The organism is Parahaliea mediterranea, assembly GCF_017255185.1.
Classification (GTDB): Bacteria; Pseudomonadota; Gammaproteobacteria; order Pseudomonadales; family Halieaceae; genus JAFKCZ01.
In genome coordinates, this window is the sequence record NZ_JAFKCZ010000008.1 from 134,375 (window position 1) to 152,313 (window position 17,939).

Sequence of the window (17,939 nt, forward strand, 5' to 3'; positions counted from 1 at the left end):
TATCACCCCGGAGGTTCCCCCATGCGTACCACCATCAGTCACGAGGAGCTCGACAGCCTGGTCGAACCCACCCGCCTGCACAAGCGCCTGTACACCGACCCGGACATTTTCGAGCTGGAAATGGAACGTATCTGGGGGCAGGCGTGGATATTTATCGGCCACGAGTCCCAGGTGCCCAAGGTCGGCGACTACTTCGCCACCAATATCACCCACAAGGCGCCGGTCATCATGGTGCGCGATAAAGAGGGCAAGGTGCACGTGCTGCACAACCGCTGCGCGCACAAGGGCGCCAAGCTGGTGGAGAACCGCCAGGGCAATGTGCGCGGCGCCTTTCGCTGCCCGTACCACGGCTGGAGCTACAAACACGACGGCACCCTGATCAAGATCCCCAACGAGGCGGGCTACGAGGGCACCGGCTTCGACATCAACGACACCTGCAACAACATGCAGCCAGTGGCGCAGATGGGCAGCTACCGCGGCTTTGTGTTCGCCACCCTCTCGGCCGATGCCCCGGACCTGAAGACCTGGCTCGGCGGCGCCATCGACTGCCTGGACAATCTCTGCGACCGCTCCCCGGAGGGCGAGGTGGAGGTCGCCGGCGGCGTGCTGCGCTACGAACACGAGTGCAACTGGAAATTCATCCTGGAGAACCTCAACGACACCATGCATCCGATGGTGGTTCACCAGTCGGTGGTGCAGGCGGCCAAGGACTACATCGACTCGCTGCCGGCTAGCGCAACCCGCGAACGCAGCGAGGCCGAGATCATCCTGCCCTTCGGCTCCTCCTACGAGAACTTCGAGGAGTCGGGGATCACCGGGTTTCCCTACGGCCACCACTACGACGGCGGCAAAACCAGCATCCACGCCAAGTACACGGTAATGCCCGCCTATCACGAGGCCATGGTGAAGGCCTACGGCGAGGAACGCACGCGGGACATCTACTCCTTCAATACCCACAACACCCTGTACTACCCCTCCCTGACGATCAAGACCGCGGTGCAGAACATCCGCGTGGTGCGCCCCATCGCGGTGGACCGTTTCGTGGTGGAAACCTGGTCATTCCGCCTCAAGGGCGCACCGGAAGAGATGTTGCAGCGCACCCTGCTCTACTCGCGGCTGATCAATTCCTCGGCGGGGATGGTGGGACCCGACGACCTCGAGGTCTACCGGCGCACCCAGGAAGGACTGGAATCCACCGCCAGCGACTGGGTGGAGTTCCACCGCCAGTACGGCAAGGACGAGCAGCAAGCGGACCGGGTGGTTGGTGGCGGCACCGGCGACCTGGACATGCGCACCCAGTACAAGGCCTGGAAGGCATACATGAGCGGGGAGGTCTTCGCATGAGCGACATCGACATCAGGGCTATCGAGGACTTTCTGTACCGGGAGGCCGCCCTGCTGGACCGCCCCGACCTGGACAGCTGGATGCAACTGTTCACCGAGGACGGCACCTACTGGATGCCGGCGGCGGAGGATCAGACCGATCCACTGAACCATATTTCGCACATGTACGACGACCGGGTGATGATGGAAATCCGGCGGCGCAACTTCGTGCACCCCAGGGCCTCGTCCAAGGACAGCGGCGTGCGCGCCTCCCACCTGATCGGCAATATCCGCCTGGCCGGCAAGACCGACCGCGGCGACCTCAAGGTCACGTCCAACTTCCATGTGGTGCTGTGGTACCGCGACGAGCAACGGGTCTACGCCGGCACCTACGAACACCACCTGGTGGCCACCGGGGACGGCTGGGCGATCCGGCACAAGCGCGTCAACCTGATCAATCCCGAAGCGCCGCAGAGGACCCTGATCATCTACCTGTAGTCCGCGGCGCCCTGGTTTACGGTGATAAGTCTACAGTGATAGGTGAACCCCCAAACAACCTGGAGCACAAGGCCATGGCATTCCTGCCCCCCCTGGAGAACGAGGATATCGATGACGACTTTATCCTCGAGCGTTTCGCGCACTACGAACAGACCCGCGGCTTCGTGCCCAACTCCATACGGACCATGGCCAGGCGCCCGAATATCGTCAAGGCCTTCATGGCCCTGAACCAGGCGGTGCTGTACGAGGGCAGCGTGGACCGGCAGCTCAAGATGCTGATCAGCCTGATCAGCTCGGTGTCCTCGGGCTGCCTGTACTGCCAGTCGCACATGACCAATCTGTCGCATATCTACGAGGCGCCCGACGAGAAGATCGCGGATATTCTCCTGTACGAAACCTCGCCACACTTCAGCGACGCCGAGCGCGCGGCCCTGGATTTGGCCTACAAGGCCGCCCAGGTGCCCAATGCGGTGACGGAGGTGGAATTCGACACTCTCAAGGCGCACTTCGACGAGGCCGAGATCGTGGAAATCGTCGGCGCTATCGCGCTGTTCGGCTACCTGAACCGCTGGAACGACACCATGGCCACCACGCTGGAACCCCTTCCCGCAGAGCGGGCGGACCGGCTCGTGGGAGAGAGCCTGGGCTGGCGCGCGGGCAAGCACGGCGAGCCGGAGCAATAAGGCCCGCCTCCAAAACCGGCAACAGGGAAACGGCTCATACCTAAGTGAAAAACAGGGTAATTTACCCTCTGTAGGGTCGAATTCATTCGACCAATAAAAGCGCTCACGACATCAATGGCCGAATAAATTCGGCCCTACAACGATCAAGGAGTTTGCCCTCTGTAGGGTGGCTTGCCCTCTGTAGGGTCGAATTCATTCGACCAATAAAGGCGCTCACGACATCAATGGCCGAATAAATTCGGCCCTACAACGATCAAGCATGTGCCGTTCCGACAACAGGCTGCCGGCATTGCCCAGGCCGCGACGCGGGATTGGTTGCAATAGCCCGCTAGCGGGTGTCCCCGATCGGTTCGCTGCGCGCGTCGCGCACCAGGGCGTCGACGCCGGAGCCGGTCAGGGACTCGAGAAACGCCACCAGGTCCGCCCGCTCCCCCTCGTCGAGATCGAGCGGCCGGATACGCGGGTCCAGCCCCGGATGCTCGACGCCGCCACGGTCGTAGTAGGCCACCACCGCCGCCAGGTCGGGAAAGGAACCATCGTGCATATAGGGTGCGGTGAGCGCCACATTGCGCAGGGTGGGCACCCGGTACAACCAGCGATCGGCGCTTTGCCCCGTGGCCTCGTAGCGTCCCAGGTCATTGAAACGGGGGGAGGCAAACCCGACCCTGGGCCGCACCTGCACCCCCGGCGCCAGGTGAATGCGCTCGGGCACCCTGGCCGGCCCCATGCTGCGGGCGAAGCCGATACCGGTGTCGTAGTAGTTGCCGTCGCTGAACTGGGCATCGCTGTCACCCGCCGCGTGACAGCCGATGCAACCCAGGCGCTGGAACAGTTTCCAGCCACGCCGCGCCGGCTCCCCCAGGGCCCCCTCCTCGCCGCCGTAGTGCCAGCGATCAAAAGCCGAGTCCGCCGCCAGGAGCCCGCGCTGGTAGCTGGCCAGGGCACGGCCCACGTTCGCGGCGGTCAGGCCGTCGGCGAAGGCCTTCTCGAACAACCCGCGGTAATCCCCCGCCTCGCGCAGGGTCTGTAGCACGAAGCCGATCGAGGGATTGCCCATCTCGTTGTCCCGCAGCAGCGGCGCCCAGACCTGGTTTTCCAGGGTGGATTCGCGGCCATCGTGAAACAGCGAACGCCGGTAGGCCACATTCAGCAAGGTTGGTGCGTTGCGCTTGACGAAGCGCCCCTCGATTCCCACCGGCGTGCGCACCTCGCGCTGGGTAAAGCCCTGCTCGGGCACGTGGCACATGGCGCAAGACAGGGTGCGGTTGAAGGACAGCCGACGATCAAAGAACAGTTTGCGCCCCAGGTCGATGCCCGCCCGGGTCGGCGGATTGCCGTGTGGTACGGGAACCGCCGGCAAGCCCAGGGGCGGCGACTCGATCAATGCCAGCAGGTCCGCCGCGCCGCCGTGCCGCGCCGACTCGCGCTGGTTGGCGTCGGGCGCGGCGACCCCGGCGTGAACCGCAAACAGCAGTGCGGCAACGAGCAGCGACAACATGGGCGCCACGGCAGCGGCCATGGCACGCGCGCCACGGCTCCGCCGGACCTCGTTGACGCGGTCCCCGGCGGGCGTTTTACTCCCGCAGCAGCTCGACGGTCCCGGCATTGATCGGCACAAAACTACCCAGGCCGCAGGTAGCACCACGGGTGAAACCAAAACCCATGTCGTCAAGTACGGTGATGAGATCGACATTGCACAACTGGTTCATCGAGGTCTTGTACATAATCGTCTTATCCCGGCGCAGTCCCGGGCAGCGCCGCGGCAGGCGGTTGGCATAGAGATCGCCGCCGTTCATATGAAACACAATGGTTCGCTCATCCACCACTTCGGTGCGCGCGATGCGGTTCAGCTGGACGCAGTTCCGCGAGCCCCCGAGCAGCTCCTCCAGGGGGTCTGGTTCCGCGTCCCGATCGTCGCTCGAACCGTCACCATCGGTCGCCGTCGCGGCACAACCCGAGAGCGAGAGCAGGGCCACTAGCCCGGCGGCGACAAGCCAGGTATTGGATATCATATTGCATATACTCCAGCGTTTGCCGGCCGAAACGCCGCCGGCCCGGCACTTGATTTACCGCCCCCGGCTGTCCCGGCCCTCGCCCCAGCGACGGAACAGGCGGTGCTCCAGACCCAGGTGATCGAAGAGCTTGCCGATGGTCTGGTCAAGAATATCCTCGATACTCTGGGGGTCGTGGTAAAACGCGGGCATCGGCGGGTAAATCACCGCGCCGTAATCGGCCGCCCGCGCCATCAGTTCGAGGTGCCCCTTGTGCAGGGGGGCCTCTCTTACCACCAACAGCAAGGGGCGCCGCTCCTTGAGCACCACGTCCGCCGCGCGCACCAGTAGATTGTCAGCGTAGGAATTGGCGATTCCGGACAGCGTCTTGATGCTGCAGGGGACCACCAGCATACCGTCGGTCTGGAACGAGCCGCTGGCCAGCGTCGCGGCGAGGTTGGCATTGTTGTGCACCACGTCCGCCAGCTCCTTGACCTCTTCCAGCGCGTAGCGGGTCTCGACGGCGATGTTGGTGGCCGCCCCCTCGCTCAGGATGAGGTGGGTTTCCACCTCCGGCATCCGGGCCAGGTGCTCCAGGGCCCGGATGCCGTAAATAACCCCCGAGGCGCCACTGAGGCCGACGATAATGCGTTTTTTCATAAGTGCTTGTGGTCCTTGATGAGACTGGCCCGGTGCCTGGCCGGCTGTTCAGGGGACCATCGTAGCACCAACGGCGGGCATCCGGGGAGCCAGTGGGCCGTCACCGGATGCCCGGCGACACCCGCGCGGCCCGCTTGCAGCCGCGGACACAGCGTCTAAGCTTTCACTGACAACTCCATCACCGGAGGAAGCTGCCATGCGTTTGATACTCGCGCTGGGCCTGCTACTGGCCACCCAGGCACTGGCGGACGAAACCTGTATGTCGCCCTACATGGCGAAGATCGAAGGCCAGGAAGATTTTGTCTACGTCTGGACCCTGGGGGTGGCGGGTGTCGGCGACGAGCAGGACAAGCTGGTCACGGTCGACGTCAACCCGGCCTCGGACAGTTACGGCGCGGTAGTGGCCAGCCTGTCGGTGGGCGGCCGCAACGAAGCCCACCACACCGGGTTGACGGATGACCGGCGCTACCTCTGGGCCGGGGGCCTGGACACCAGCAAGGTATTCATCTTCGACATTCACAGCGATCCGGCCAAGCCGAGCCTGCACCGCACCGTCGATAATTTCGTCGACAAGAGCGGCGGCGTCGTGGGCCCGCACACTTTCTATGCCCTGCCCGGCCGCATGATGCTGACCGGCCTGTCCAACAACCGCGACCACGGCGGACGCACCGCCCTGGTCGAATACACCAACGCCGGCGACTACGTAGCCACCCACTGGATGCCCACCGACGATCAACTGCGTGGGGCGAAGAAAGCCGGGCAGTACGCCGATGGCTACGGCTACGACGTCCGGGTACTGCCGCGCCGCAACCTGATGCTCACCTCCTCCTTCACCGGCTGGAACAACTACATGATGAACATGGGGGCGTTGATGTCCGATGCCGAGGCGATGAAAGCCTTTGGCAACACCATGGTGGTGTGGGACATGCACGCCCGCCAGCCGAAGAAAGTGCTGGACGTGCCCGGCGCGCCGCTGGAGATCCGCTGCGCCTGGAAACCGGAGCACGACTACTGCTTTACCTCCACCGCGCTCACCTCCAAGCTGTGGCTGGTGTACCTCGATGACGGCGGCGAGTGGCAGGCCAAGCCGGTGGCGGATATCGGCGACGCCGCCAATATCCCGCTGCCGGTGGACATTTCAATCTCCAACGACGACACGCGACTGTGGGTCGACACCTGGAACGACGGGATGACCCGCCTGTACGACATCAGCGACCCGCACAAGCCCAGGCAGTTGTTCGAGAAGAAGATCGGCACCCAGGTCAATATGGTTTCCCAGAGCTGGGACGGCGAACGCGTGTACTACACCTCCTCCCTGCTGGCCAACTGGGACAAGCAGGAACCCCGCGGGCCCGATCTCCAGTACCTCAAGGTCTACGACTTCGACGGTGAAAGCCTCAAGCAGACCCTGGCCATCGACTTCATCGCCAAGCAACTCGGGGCCCCGCACCAGATGCGCTTTGGCGCCTATGCACTGTACGGGGACCGGGTCGGCCAGCGGTGATACGCCTACTGCTGTTGCTGATCGCCTGCCAGGCGACGCTGGCCCGCGGAGAGGCCACGGTGCTGGCACCGGGTTACGGGGAGCTGGCCTACGAGCCCCCCGCCCCCGGCACCTACGCCCTGCCCCCGCTCGGGGCGGCGGTGGACGGGCAGGTTCGGGACGCCGGGGGGCAGGCCCTGCGCCTGCACCAGGTGCTGGACGGCCACCTGGTGCTGATGGGCTTCATCTACACCCACTGCCCCGATGTCAACGGCTGCCCCCTGGCCAGTCACGTGATGAAACAGGTGCAGTCACGACTGCTGCGGGAACCCGCGCTTCGGGACCAGGTTCGACTGGTGAGCCTGAGCTTCGACCCGCAACTGGATACGCCCGCGGCCATGCGCGAGTACGCGCGGCATTTTCGACACCGGGACGTTGACTGGCGCTTCCTCACCACCGACTCCGAGGCCGCGCTGCTGCCTATCCTCGAGGGCTACGGACAGTGGCGCCTGAAAATCCGCCGCGAGGACGGCAGCTACGCGGGCAGCATGTCCCACATCCTGCGGGTCTACCTGATCGACAAGGCGGGGCGCATCCGCAACATCTACAGCGCCGGCTTCCTGCACGCCGACACGGTGATGAATGACCTGTGGACGCTGGCCGGGGAGACCAACCCGCGGACAGCCGCCCAGTAAGCTCCCGCACCCGGGCACGGCCCGCGGACGCCGTGCCGCGCCTCTTCGGTTCCGGTATTGGCCCCGCGGTTTCCGACAGGGCAGGACACGACGCATCACGCAAACCAAAGCGAACCACGTCACAAAACGGGCCTTTGGTATTCAGGTTTTTCCATCCTCCGTCGACTCGTAGGGGAGCGCAAATCTGAAACACCCCCAATCAGGTAATCAGCCCCCACATCATTCATCAATTTGGCAAATCAGTTCGCCATGGCCTGTGCAACCATGGCACCGTTAATTTTCCGGGAACCAACATGAACTTCTTTCAACGCCTCAGGCCACGCCAAATGCGCGTGGCCCATGCCGTCGGGAGCGACAAGGCGCCGATCAACCACAAGGGCGGCTCACGGCCGGTACGCCGCCAGGCGCTGGTGGTGGCTCCAATCGGGCGCGACGCCGACGCGCGCATCGACGACGCCCCAATTGCAATTAACCAGGAGCGGTTCATCGCCGAACCGGCCTGCGAGCTGCTCGGCGCGGGCATCTACCTGCTGCAGGCCTACGATCGGCAAACGGGCAAACTGGTGGCCGACCGGGTCAAGGTTGGCTACAGCTGCCGCATCATGTCGCGCACCATTGCCCTGGCCAATACCTGCTACAACGGGCACCGCTGGTTGCTGCGCGGTTTCGTGACCGTCCCCTCCCCGCTGCGGACCAGCCGCGCGACCGCCGAGGAATGCCTGCACCGGGCCTTCAGCGAAATACCCAGCCACCACGGCGGGGACCGCAGCGTGCTGCAATCTTCCCCGTCCACGGCAAGGCGCCTATTGCGCGGGGCCTTCCCCACCCTGCCCTACATGGAATTCCGCTTCGAGCAGGGCGATCGGGTGGCGCTGGTGGTATCGGAGAGCGACAAGGTGCCAGCGGCCATATCCGAGGCGACGCGAAAATTTGCGCGGGTTTTCACCAATGCCTCGCCCTTGCACCACGCCAGCCTGACGCGCGTACTCGATCACCAGTGGATCAAGCGGACGGGCGCCTTCGACACCGCGCCCCACGCCGGTGGACTTGCCCCCAACCCCTTCGCCGGGTTATCGCTCGCTTCGCGCTAGTGTCGTGAGTCACGGCCCGCTCGTGCCGTGGTGTTCTACCGCGACCGCATGGGGTATGCTCGGCGACAGCGGGAGTATTCGCACCAGCCAACAACCGGGGAGAGCGGGCAACTGGGGAAGGCAACACCAATACGCGTGTGGGTTTACCTGCTGCTCACAGTGGCGCTGGCCGGGTGCAGTGATCCAGAGGCGCCGCTGCGAATGCACGCACTCGCCTACCAGCACCTGGACGTCGCGCAGCTACGCGGCGCCATCGATAACAACGACTTCGATATCATTCCGGTGGAGCTGGCTCCCGGCATGCCCCCCTTGCAGTTACTCACCGGTGATTTCGCGGACCTGACCACCGTGGAGAACAGCACGCCCTTTGAACGGGGAGTTCGCACGGTCATCCCACTGTATCAAAGCGTACTGCACTTGCTTGTCCGGGACGATGTTTCGCTCGAACAACTCCGAAATTCGGGCGAGGAAGTGGGCATCTATGTGGTCAACGATTCCCACGCCGGGAGAACCTTCGTCGACCTTGTCGCGGCACGTACCAGGATCCTGGCGGACAATGTGCGCGTATTGGACACGCTGGTGCAGGGTGAACCCGAGGCCATCGTGTACTTCGGCCCGATCAACCCCAGCACAACGCCCTGGTACCAACCGGGCTACCACCTGGCTTCACTGGCGGATGCCGGCCCCACCGCGGCCGAGTTTCTGCGCGAGGGCATCTCCCTGCTGGTCCCGCAGATGCAGGCCACCACCATTCCCCCCCTGACCTATCGCCTGCCGGGCAACGAGCGCTCCCTGCAATCCCTCCAGGTGTCGACCCTGCTGGTCGCTCGCAAGCAGGCATCGGCGTCACAGGTCTATCACCTCACCCGCACACTGGTGGAACAAAAGGCCCTGTTTGCGGCACTGGAGCCCGACATCTTCAGCTGGGTCAGTGAGCACTTTGACCGTGAGCAGCTGAATTTCCCCCTGCACGAGGGCGCGCGCCGCTACCTGGAACGGGACGAACCGGGTCCGCTGGAACGCTACGCGGAGACCATCAATCTACTGGTGTACCTGGGCATCCTCGCGGCAACCGGCGTGGCCGGTTTTGTTCGCTGGCGCAGCCTGCGCAAGAAGGACCGCATCGATACGTTCTACAGCGCGCTATTGACCGTGCGCGAACGCGCCTACCACGAACCGGCGGAGGACCTTCTCGAGGAACTGCGGGCGCTGGAGGTACGGGCCTACGGCCTGCTGATCGAAGAGAAGCTCGCCGCCGACGAGAGCTTCCGTATCTTTACCGAGTTACTCGCCACGGTAAGGGCGGAGCTGCGGCGATAGCCGGGTGTCGAACAACAGCTGGCGTCCAGGCATGCCGGGAGCGCGGCGGTCAGTGCATCTTCGCCACCAGGTCCCGCTGCAGGCCACGGCACAGGTAGAGATACAGCAAGCCCGCGGCCCCCAGGATGCACACCGTTGTGGTCAGCGACTGGCGCAGCCCGCCGGCACTCGCCGCCAGGCAGGCCTCGGCCCTGGCCTGCCCCAGGGCCGTGACCAGGGCATACTCACTCCCCTTGCAGGCTTCCATCGTGAGCTCGGCAGCGAAGCTGGACGCGGCGAGCCGGGCGTTCATCAGCAGGTCGCTGAGCACACCGACCCCCAGGGGTCCCAGTCCATAGCCAATCAGGTTGACGATGAACAGGAAAACCGCCACCGCGGTGGCCCTGGAACGCGTGCTTACCACGCCCTGGCAGATGGTGTACTGGGCGCCGAGATAGCTGTAGTGCAGAACCGCGCCCACCAGCATGAAACCCAGCGCCGTCCACGGGCCGTCGGCGCTCAAGCCGAGCAGGTAAAAGGGCACGGACAATAGCAGCCCGGCACCGGGAATCCAGGCCACCGCGTTGTGGTAGCGCAGGCTGGCGCGCTCGGTCAGGTAGCCCGCGGCATAGGCGCCCAGCGAGGCCGCCAGGCCCAGCGGCACCGCCACCTGGGTTGCCACCTCGCCCACCGACATGTCGTGCACGCGCTGGAAAAACGCGGCCTGGAAGTTGATCAGGCCATAGCCGACAAAGGCCACTGCGGAGGCCGCCACCGTGTTGAGCCAGAATGTGCGCTTGCCTGCCAGCTCCCCCAGGGTATCGCGAAAACTGAGTGGCGCCACCACCGGCGTGCCGGGGGGATCCGCGTAGCCCCGTGGCGGCTCCTTGATCGTAAACAGCACCGCGATGCCAATGATCACCCCGGGAATGCCCAGCACCAGGAAAGCCTCGCGCCAGGAAAACATCTCCGCCACCGGTCCGCCGAAGGCGTTGGCCAGTACCCCGCCGATGGTGATCCCCAGCGAATAGACGGCCAGCGCCCGCGCCCGACTGCGAGGCGGAAAGTAATCGGCAATCAGTGAGTTGGCCGGCGGCGTGCAGCCGGCCTCGCCAATACCCACGCCGATGCGAAACACCAGCAGCGCCAGGAATCCACCGGCGACCCCGCACAGGGCTGTCATTCCCGACCAGAGCACGACGCTGGCGGCGATGATACGAACACGGTTGTAGCGCTCCGACAGCCGCGCGATGGGAATGCCCATCAGGGTATACATCAGCGCGAAGCCGAAGCCGGACAGCAGACCGAACTGCCAGTCCTGCAGCCGGAATTCCTCGATAATGGGCTGCGCCACCACCCCGATCAACACCCGGTCGATAAAGTTGAGGGTGTAGACCAGGGTCAGGCTATACAGTACGAAATTGCGGTAGGCGGGAGTACCGAAGCCCTCCCCGGTATAGGAAGGGCCGGCGGTCGCCGTGTGGGCGTTAGACATTGGGGCTCCCGATATTATGTTATTGGCTGAGGACCTTCGTCGGCCCGGGGCGCCGCCCGGCTCCAATCACACCGACTACCGGCATGTTACGTGCTTTGCGCACGCTTGCCGAGATGCAATTGCCACCGCGAGCGGCCCTGCCCGGAGCCGGAGTCCGGGGACAGCAATGGCGGCCCCGGCGAAAGTTGTTACAGAAAGGCTAGAGTCGATGGCCGCCCGCCGAAATAGCCGGAGACGCCAAAATCATTCCCGGGCACGCCAGCAGCGGCGGCGAGCCGGCGCGAACCCGACCGCGCCGGGGGGCCGGCAGGGAGGCCAATACCGGCGCTAAAGCGGCGCGGCTGGCTGGCCGCGAAGACGCCTGCGTTGCAGTACTGCATCGACACTGTAGATCACGAGCCCGCACCACACCAGCGCGAAGGTCACCAGCTTGTCATCGCTGAACGGCTCCCCGAACAGGCCGGTCGCCAGCAACAGCATGATGGTGGGCGCCATGTACTGCAAAAAGCCCACGGTGGACAGGTTCAGGCGCCGCGCGGCGATATTGAACAGCAGCAGAGGCACCAGGGTGACCGGCCCCGCCAGCATCAACAGGCCATTGAAGGCGGCGTCGTTGGTGGCCAGGTTGCTGGTGGGGCTGTCGCTCCACCACAGGTACAGCAGCGCCAGGGGCAACATGAACAGTGTTTCCACCGCCAGGCCGGTCAGGCTCTCCACCGGCGCGCGCTTGCGCACCAGCCCGTAGAAACCGAAGGACAGCGAGACATACAGGGCCACCAGGGGAAGCCGCCCGAATTGCCACAGCTCGTGGGCGATTCCGGTGGCGGCCAGCGCCACCGCCAGCAGCTGCAGGGCACGCAGGCGCTCGCCGAGGAACACGACGCCCAGCAGTACATTGATCAGCGGGTTGATATAGTACCCGAGACTGGCATCCACGATCCGGGCGTTGGTGATGGCCCAGATGAACACCAGCCAGTTACTGCCGATCAGCAGGGTCGAAAGCGTCAGGGTCGCCATGCGCCGCGGATCGCGCAGCGTGGCCCCCAGGTCGGACAAGCGGCCGATGGCGGCCAGCACCAGCAGCGCCAACACCAGCGCCCAGATACTGCGGTGCGCGAGGATCTCCGGCGCCGGGATACCTTCCAACAACTTGAAATACAGGGGCGCCACTCCCCAGAACAGGAAGGCGGCAATGCCGGCCAGCAGGCCGGTGGTGATGTCCTTGTCGCGCATAAACGGCATCGTGTGATGACTACCGGGACAGCCCGGAGCCATGAGGGCAAGGACGGAGTGTACCGGCTTCCCCCCGGGTGCGATACCAATGCCTGGATTCGCCCCGGTCCGCCGGCTAGCCGGGAGGGAACGGGGCGTTCAATCGGAATACATGAAGACGGGGGGCGGCAGGCGCCCCCGCGGAAAACTCAGGACCGGCGTCCGGCGATGGCCAGGAAGACCAGTGTCACCACTCCCCCCAGGCACCACAACAGCACGAGCTCCAGGCGAATACCTCCCTCCTGGCCCTCGGCCGCCTCCAGGGGAACCCAGCGCAACAACAGGTAGACCGCCAGCAGCAACAGCGCCATCAACGCTGGCCGCTTATACCGCCGTTTCAATACATTGTTTGTCTTGCCGCCACCCACGCCGGGCAGCGTTTCACTGACTGCTCTCATATTAATCCTTCCCCTGCATCGTCCGCTGATTGCGAGTGGGATTAGAAGCATAGACGGTTTGGGGAAATTTGCAGGAATTTGATGAAAATTTGTGGGGCAGTTCGCAGCCTACCCGGGCCGGGCATTGCGCAAACCGCCCTTAAAAAGCGTATCAGTGGGTGAAAAGGCGCCGCTCGCGGCCGGAACGGCGATCCCGTTCCACCACTACCCCATTGATTTCAAAAGGAAAGCTGTGGCACGCGCGGCGGCGTCGGTCACTGCGTGAGCGCTTGACGAAATAGCGTGGGTCACGCCCCCCGCCGGCCGCGCCGCCATCACCCGACACGTAAAAACGCGCCGCGGTAACGAACACAAAAGCCGATAGGCACAGTGCTGTTACCCCCATGCCACCCAGCATATAGACGACTGCTTCCATGGTGCCGACCGTCCCCGATTGTCTGCTTTATTGCTGTTAGTGCGAAGTCCGTGACCCGCGCTCTCGTTGGCCTAGCTTTTCTTATTTAGAACGAAGCAAATTTTGTGCCGGAAGTGGAAAGCCGCTTCCGCGCAAGCAGTTACGTGAATAGTAGCAAGCATCTCCGACGATGCGAAGTAGCTGGTGTTAAATTAGTTGACAGCCAACTGGCATGTCTAGAATAAAACTAGCGAACACCCTCGCCAAAAAGGACCACCTCGGCCGTGGTCAGGATGATCATGAAATCCAGGAACAGGCTGTGGTTCTTCACATAGTAGAGTTCATACTGCAGTTTTTGCTTTGCGTCTTCTTCGCTCGCGCCATAGGGGTAGCGCAGCTGGGCCCAGCCGGCAATACCGGGCTTCACCTGGTGCCGGGCGCTGTAGTAGGGGATGCGCTGCTCGAGCTGATGGACGAACTCGGGGCGCTCCGGCCGCGGCCCCACCAGTGACATGTCGCCGTACAGCACATTCAGCACCTGCGGCAACTCATCGATGCGCAGGCGCCGGATAACAGCGCCAACGCGGGTAATGCGATTGTCGTTCTGCGCCGCCCAGCGCGCCTTGCCGTCACCCTCGGCGTCCACCCGCATGCTGCGCAGCTTGAGCAGGTCGAACTCCTTGCCGTACAGGCCCACCCGGCGCTGGCGGTAGATGACCGGGGCGGAAAAGCCATCCTCGATCCAGATCGCGATCAGCGTGCCCAACATCAGCGGCCAGGCCACCATCAACAGGGAAAGACTGGCGCCGATGTCGAACAGGCGCTTGCTGAAAGCCCGCCAGTTGCCCATGCCGAAACCATTGGAAAATACCAGCCAGCTGGGACTGAGGAAGTCCAGCATCAGCTTGCCGGACTCGCGCTCGAAAAAGGTGGCCACCTCCAGCACTTCGACGCCGTCCAGGCGGCACTTGACCAGCTCGTCGACCGGCAGCGCCTTGCGGCGGTCGTCAAGCGCCACCACGATCTGGTCGATCTTCTTGGCTTCGACATACTCATCGAGCGGCCCGTCCAAATCCACCACGGCCTCGTTTTCAATCTGTACCGGCTCGCCGTTGGAACGGACAAAACCGACAAAGGTGAAACTCCGGCGGTCCGTCCCCCGGCGCAACCAGCCCGCGGCGGCCTTGGCCCGCTGCCCGGCGCCAAGCACCAGCACCCGGGACTTGAGGTGTTCGTTGTTCACCACGCGCATGAACAACCAGCGGCTGATCAGGCTGAAGATAAAGGCCACCAGGACTGTCTGGGCGAAAACACCGCGCCACAGGTGCAAGTCGGGCAGCAAATAGAAGACCAGCGACATGCCCAGAATGGTGATGACAAAGGCACTCATCAGGCGCAACAGGATGCCACTGGAGCCCTCTCGCAATTGCGGCTTGTACAAGCCCATGGCGGCCATGGCGGCTACCGTCACCGCGGAAAAAACCGCGGCCCGCGGCAGTACAGAGGCGACGTGGTCCGACATGAGTTCCTGCTGCTGCACGAAGTACAGCTGTGCCCCCAGGTGAAACGCCGCGAAGAACAGCAACAACTCCACCAGGGCCAGCAGGTAGTAGACGGCGTGCACATGGTGGTTGAACAGGCTTACCGTGCGCAAGGCATTCTCCCGGGCAACCCTCGGTTGCGATACCGTCCGACGATCAAACCAGCACCTGCGCCGGGACCGGGTGACTCAGGAACAGGTGGGGGCTGGCGCTGTAACCGTAGGCACCGGACTGGAAGATCACCACCAGATCGCCCGATTCGGCCCGGGGCAGCGTCACCTTGTCGGCGAGGATATCCAGGGGGGTGCACAGCGGGCCCACCACGGTGACGCGCTCGGTGTCCGGCGACACAAGGCGATTGCCCAGGCAGACCGGGTAGTTCTTGCGGATCACCTGGCCAAAATTGCCGGAAGCGGCGAGATGGTGATGCAGGCCGCCATTGGTGACCAGGAACACCTCTCCCCGCGACTCCTTGCGATCGACCACTTCGCTGACGTAGATGCCGGCCTCCGCCACCAGGTAGCGCCCCAGCTCCATGACCAGGGTGGCTTCCGGCAGTTCCCGAGCGGCGCGCTCGCACAGGTCGGACAGGTTGTCGGCAATGGGCGCCAGGTCCAGGGGCTTCTCGCCGGGGAAATAGGGAATGCCGAGGCCGCCCCCGATATTCAACCAGCGCATCGGCACCGGGCTGTGCGCGGCAAGGCGCGTCGCCAACTCCAGGGTGCTGCGCTGGGACTCCACAATCGCCTCGACCCGCAGATTCTGGGAACCGCCGAAGATATGGAAGCCGCGAAAATCGAGGTCGAGCGCGGCAAGTTCGGCCAGCATCCGCGGCACGCGCTCCTCGTCGACGCCGAAGGGCTTGGGGCCACCCCCCATTTTCATGCCGGAGGTCTTGAGCTCGAAGGCCGGATTGACCCGGATCGACACCACCGGACGGCGCCCCTGCCTGTCGCCGATCGCCGCCAGGCGCCGCATCTCGCCCTCGGATTCCATATTGACGATAACGCCGGCGGCGACCGCCGCGGCCAGCTCGGTATCGGTCTTGCCCGGCCCGGCGAAACTGATCAGTTCCGGGGCGATGCCGGTGTCCAGGGCCACCTGCATTTCCGCCGCCGAGGCCACGTCCAGGCCGTCGGTCAGGCCCGACAGCAGTTGCACCACCGCCGGCATAGGATTGGCCTTGATCGCGTAGTGCAAGTGCAGGGACGCGGGAATGGCGTCACGCAACTCCGCCACGCGCTGGGTGATCAGGCGGCGATCATAGGCGTAGAATGGCGTCTGCCCCACCCGCGCGGCGAGGTCGCCGAGCGTGTGGCCGCCCACCAGCAACTGGTTGTCGTCACTGCCAAAGCGTGCCGCGGATGCATTCAATGATTCGCCCTCGCCGCTCATTTCCCCTCCTGGAAATACGCCGTGTGTTGATTCGCCAGGGCCTTGCGGTCGAGTTTGCCATTCTGGTTGAGCGGCATATCGCGACTCACGAGCACCGCCTGGGGCACCATGAAGTTGGGCAGCTCGCGCCGGCAGTACTGAACCAGCCGCCTATCAAGCTCCCCCTCGTCAGCGCCCTGCGCGGGGCTGACCACCACCACGATGGCCTGCCCCAGCATCGGGTGCGGCACGCCGAAGGCGGCGACCTGGGCCACGCCGCCGGCAGCGTAGATGACTTCCTCCACCTCGGTCGGACTCACCCGGTAACCCGAGGTCTTGATCATTTCGTCTTCGCGGCTGACGAAATAGAGGTAGCCCTCGCCGTCCTTGCGAACCCGGTCCCCCGACCAGACCGCCAATTCCGGTATTGTCAGCTCATCCCCGCGGTTGGGCAGGGGGCGAAAACGCTCCGCCGTGCGCTCCGGCGCGTTCCAATACCCCATGGCCACCAGCGCGCCGCGATGGACCAGCTCGCCGGGCTCATCCGGGCCGCACTCCTCGCCGCGCTCGTTGATCACCAGAATCTCGGCATTGGGAATGGCCTTGCCAATGGAATCCGGGCGCACCGATACCTGCTCGGGGGGCAGGTAGGTGGAACGGAAGGCCTCGGTCAAGCCGTACATCAGGAAGACTTTGGTACCGGGCAGCGCATCCACCAGGCCCCGTGTTGTGGCTGTGGGCATGGCGCCGCCGGTATTGGTGATGTAGCGCAAGTTTTCCACGACCGCCGGGGGCCACTCCAGGCCAACCAGCTGGTTCCAGATCGGGGGAACCCCGGCCAGTCCGGTGACCTGGTAACGCTCCAAAGCCTGGAGGACATCCGCCGGCAACAGGTAGTCCATCAGCACCGCGCTGCCACCGACATGAAACATGGTGGTCAACTGGCTGAAACCGGCATCGAAACTGAGGGGGAGTATCGCCAATACGCGATCTTCCTCGGTGTTTTCCAGATAGCTGGCGACGCTCTCGGCTCCGGCAACGATATTGCGATGCGACAACACCACCCCCTTGGGCTGGCCGGTGCTGCCGGAGGTATAGAGTATGGCGGCCATATCGACATCGATACGCCGGTGCGGGGCGCAGCTGGCGGCCTGGCCGCAGAATTCACCCCAGGCCTGCACGCCCAGACCGAGCGTCAACTCCGCGGGCGGCTGTTCATCCACGACGACCACCCGGGTCAGGGAGGGGCACTGGGCGAGTACATCGGCAAGCAGTTTCAGGCGGGCCGCGGAAGTCACCAGAACCGTTACGTCGCAGTCCCCGAGGATATAACCCACCTGGCGCGGCTTGAGCAGCGGGTTCACGGGCACGAACACCGCCCCCGCGGCCGACGCGCCCATCAACGCCACCACGAGCTCGGGCTGCTTGGGCAGGTAAGTCGCCACCCGCTCTCCCGGCCCCACGCCAGCGCACAGCAAGGCCGCGGCGAATTTCTCGCTGGCCTGCCACAAGCGGGCATAGCTCCACCGTTCATCGCGGTGGAAAAGCGCGGGACTGTCGGGCCGCAAAGCGGCCTGGCGCGCTATCAATTCGTGGACTTGGTTTACCATTTGCTTCGCTGCTACCGAAAATACAATAATTAGCACGAGGATGCGGGTGAGTACAGCCCGCGACACCGCTCACGTGAACCAAATCGCACGATCCGCCGGGGAATTGTGACATAATCCCCTTCCGCGTAGAGCA

Annotated in this window: 17 protein-coding genes; 7 read left to right on the forward strand and 10 right to left on the reverse strand. The window is 64.3% G+C overall.

Going from position 1 to position 17,939, the window contains the following annotated elements; genetic code table 11:
• Window positions 1-21 precede the first annotated feature (21 nt).
• From JYP50_RS12425 to JYP50_RS12435, 3 genes are all read left to right on the forward strand, one after another.
• Window positions 22-1,344, forward strand: a complete 1,323-nt coding sequence (locus JYP50_RS12425) for an aromatic ring-hydroxylating oxygenase subunit alpha (RefSeq protein WP_206560852.1) — start codon at window positions 22-24, stop codon at window positions 1,342-1,344.
• Window positions 1,341-1,820 carry an aromatic-ring-hydroxylating dioxygenase subunit beta gene (locus tag JYP50_RS12430; RefSeq protein ID WP_206560853.1) on the forward strand — a complete coding sequence of 160 codons (480 nt, stop codon included), beginning with the start codon at window positions 1,341-1,343 and terminating at the stop codon, window positions 1,818-1,820. The genes JYP50_RS12425 and JYP50_RS12430 overlap by 4 nt, the downstream gene beginning before the upstream one ends.
• A 74-nt stretch (window positions 1,821-1,894) precedes the next feature.
• Window positions 1,895-2,503 (forward strand): carboxymuconolactone decarboxylase family protein, encoded by a 609-nt coding sequence (locus JYP50_RS12435; RefSeq protein WP_206560854.1) that lies wholly within the window; start codon window positions 1,895-1,897, stop codon window positions 2,501-2,503.
• A 328-nt stretch (window positions 2,504-2,831) separates the two neighbouring features.
• On the opposite strand, the gene JYP50_RS12440 is transcribed toward JYP50_RS12435, so the two are convergent.
• From JYP50_RS12440 to JYP50_RS12450, 3 genes are read right to left on the reverse strand one after another with little or no spacing between them, the layout of a single operon-like run.
• A complete protein-coding gene (locus tag JYP50_RS12440; protein ID WP_206560855.1) occupies window positions 2,832-4,022 on the reverse strand; it encodes a cytochrome-c peroxidase in 1,191 nt (396 codons plus the stop codon).
• 55 nt (window positions 4,023-4,077) lie between these two features.
• A complete protein-coding gene (locus JYP50_RS12445) occupies window positions 4,078-4,515 on the reverse strand; it encodes a DUF6491 family protein (protein WP_206560856.1) in 438 nt (145 codons plus the stop codon).
• A 54-nt stretch (window positions 4,516-4,569) separates the two neighbouring features.
• Complete coding sequence (locus tag JYP50_RS12450) at window positions 4,570-5,154, reverse strand: UbiX family flavin prenyltransferase (RefSeq protein ID WP_206560857.1); 585 nt, start codon at window positions 5,152-5,154, stop codon at window positions 4,570-4,572.
• Between the two features lie 196 nt (window positions 5,155-5,350).
• Between JYP50_RS12450 and JYP50_RS12455 the strand changes: the two genes are divergently transcribed.
• The 4 genes from JYP50_RS12455 (at window position 5,351) to JYP50_RS12470 (ending at window position 9,743) form a co-directional block, all read left to right on the forward strand.
• A complete protein-coding gene (locus JYP50_RS12455) occupies window positions 5,351-6,658 on the forward strand; it encodes a selenium-binding protein SBP56-related protein (RefSeq protein ID WP_206560858.1) in 1,308 nt (435 codons plus the stop codon).
• A complete protein-coding gene (locus JYP50_RS12460; RefSeq protein WP_206560859.1) occupies window positions 6,655-7,332 on the forward strand; it encodes an SCO family protein in 678 nt (225 codons plus the stop codon). Before JYP50_RS12455 ends, JYP50_RS12460 begins: the two co-directional genes overlap by 4 nt.
• Before the next feature lie 293 nt (window positions 7,333-7,625).
• The gene (locus JYP50_RS12465; RefSeq protein ID WP_206560860.1) at window positions 7,626-8,423 is read left to right on the forward strand and encodes a hypothetical protein; all 798 of its coding nucleotides are present in this window, start codon (window positions 7,626-7,628) and stop codon (window positions 8,421-8,423) included.
• A 201-nt stretch (window positions 8,424-8,624) separates the two neighbouring features.
• Complete coding sequence (locus tag JYP50_RS12470) at window positions 8,625-9,743, forward strand: TAXI family TRAP transporter solute-binding subunit (protein ID WP_206560861.1); 1,119 nt, start codon at window positions 8,625-8,627, stop codon at window positions 9,741-9,743.
• Between the two features lie 49 nt (window positions 9,744-9,792).
• Here the strand turns inward: JYP50_RS12470 and JYP50_RS12475 are convergent, their stop codons facing one another.
• The 7 genes from JYP50_RS12475 to JYP50_RS12505 form a co-directional block, all read right to left on the reverse strand.
• Window positions 9,793-11,217 carry a spinster family MFS transporter gene (locus JYP50_RS12475; protein ID WP_206560862.1) on the reverse strand — a complete coding sequence of 475 codons (1,425 nt, stop codon included), beginning with the start codon at window positions 11,215-11,217 and terminating at the stop codon, window positions 9,793-9,795.
• Window positions 11,218-11,544: 327 nt separating this feature from the next.
• Window positions 11,545-12,450, reverse strand: coding sequence for an EamA family transporter RarD (rarD, locus tag JYP50_RS12480; RefSeq protein ID WP_206560863.1), 906 nt, complete (start codon window positions 12,448-12,450; stop codon window positions 11,545-11,547).
• 188 nt (window positions 12,451-12,638) lie between these two features.
• Window positions 12,639-12,887: a hypothetical protein gene (locus tag JYP50_RS12485; RefSeq protein ID WP_206560864.1), complete on the reverse strand. Its 249-nt coding sequence runs from the start codon at window positions 12,885-12,887 to the stop codon at window positions 12,639-12,641.
• A gap of 151 nt (window positions 12,888-13,038) precedes the next feature.
• Complete coding sequence (locus JYP50_RS12490; RefSeq protein ID WP_206560865.1) at window positions 13,039-13,302, reverse strand: hypothetical protein; 264 nt, start codon at window positions 13,300-13,302, stop codon at window positions 13,039-13,041.
• Window positions 13,303-13,528: 226 nt separating this feature from the next.
• Window positions 13,529-14,935 (reverse strand): TIGR03013 family XrtA/PEP-CTERM system glycosyltransferase, encoded by a 1,407-nt coding sequence (locus JYP50_RS12495; protein ID WP_206560866.1) that lies wholly within the window; start codon window positions 14,933-14,935, stop codon window positions 13,529-13,531.
• 43 nt (window positions 14,936-14,978) lie between these two features.
• On the reverse strand, window positions 14,979-16,217 hold the full coding sequence (locus JYP50_RS12500) for a pyridoxal-dependent decarboxylase, exosortase A system-associated (RefSeq protein WP_206560867.1): 1,239 nt from the start codon (window positions 16,215-16,217) through the stop codon (window positions 14,979-14,981).
• Window positions 16,214-17,806, reverse strand: coding sequence for an acyl-CoA ligase (AMP-forming), exosortase A system-associated (locus JYP50_RS12505; protein WP_206560868.1), 1,593 nt, complete (start codon window positions 17,804-17,806; stop codon window positions 16,214-16,216). The genes JYP50_RS12500 and JYP50_RS12505 overlap by 4 nt, the downstream gene beginning before the upstream one ends.
• Window positions 17,807-17,939: the final 133 nt, after the last annotated feature.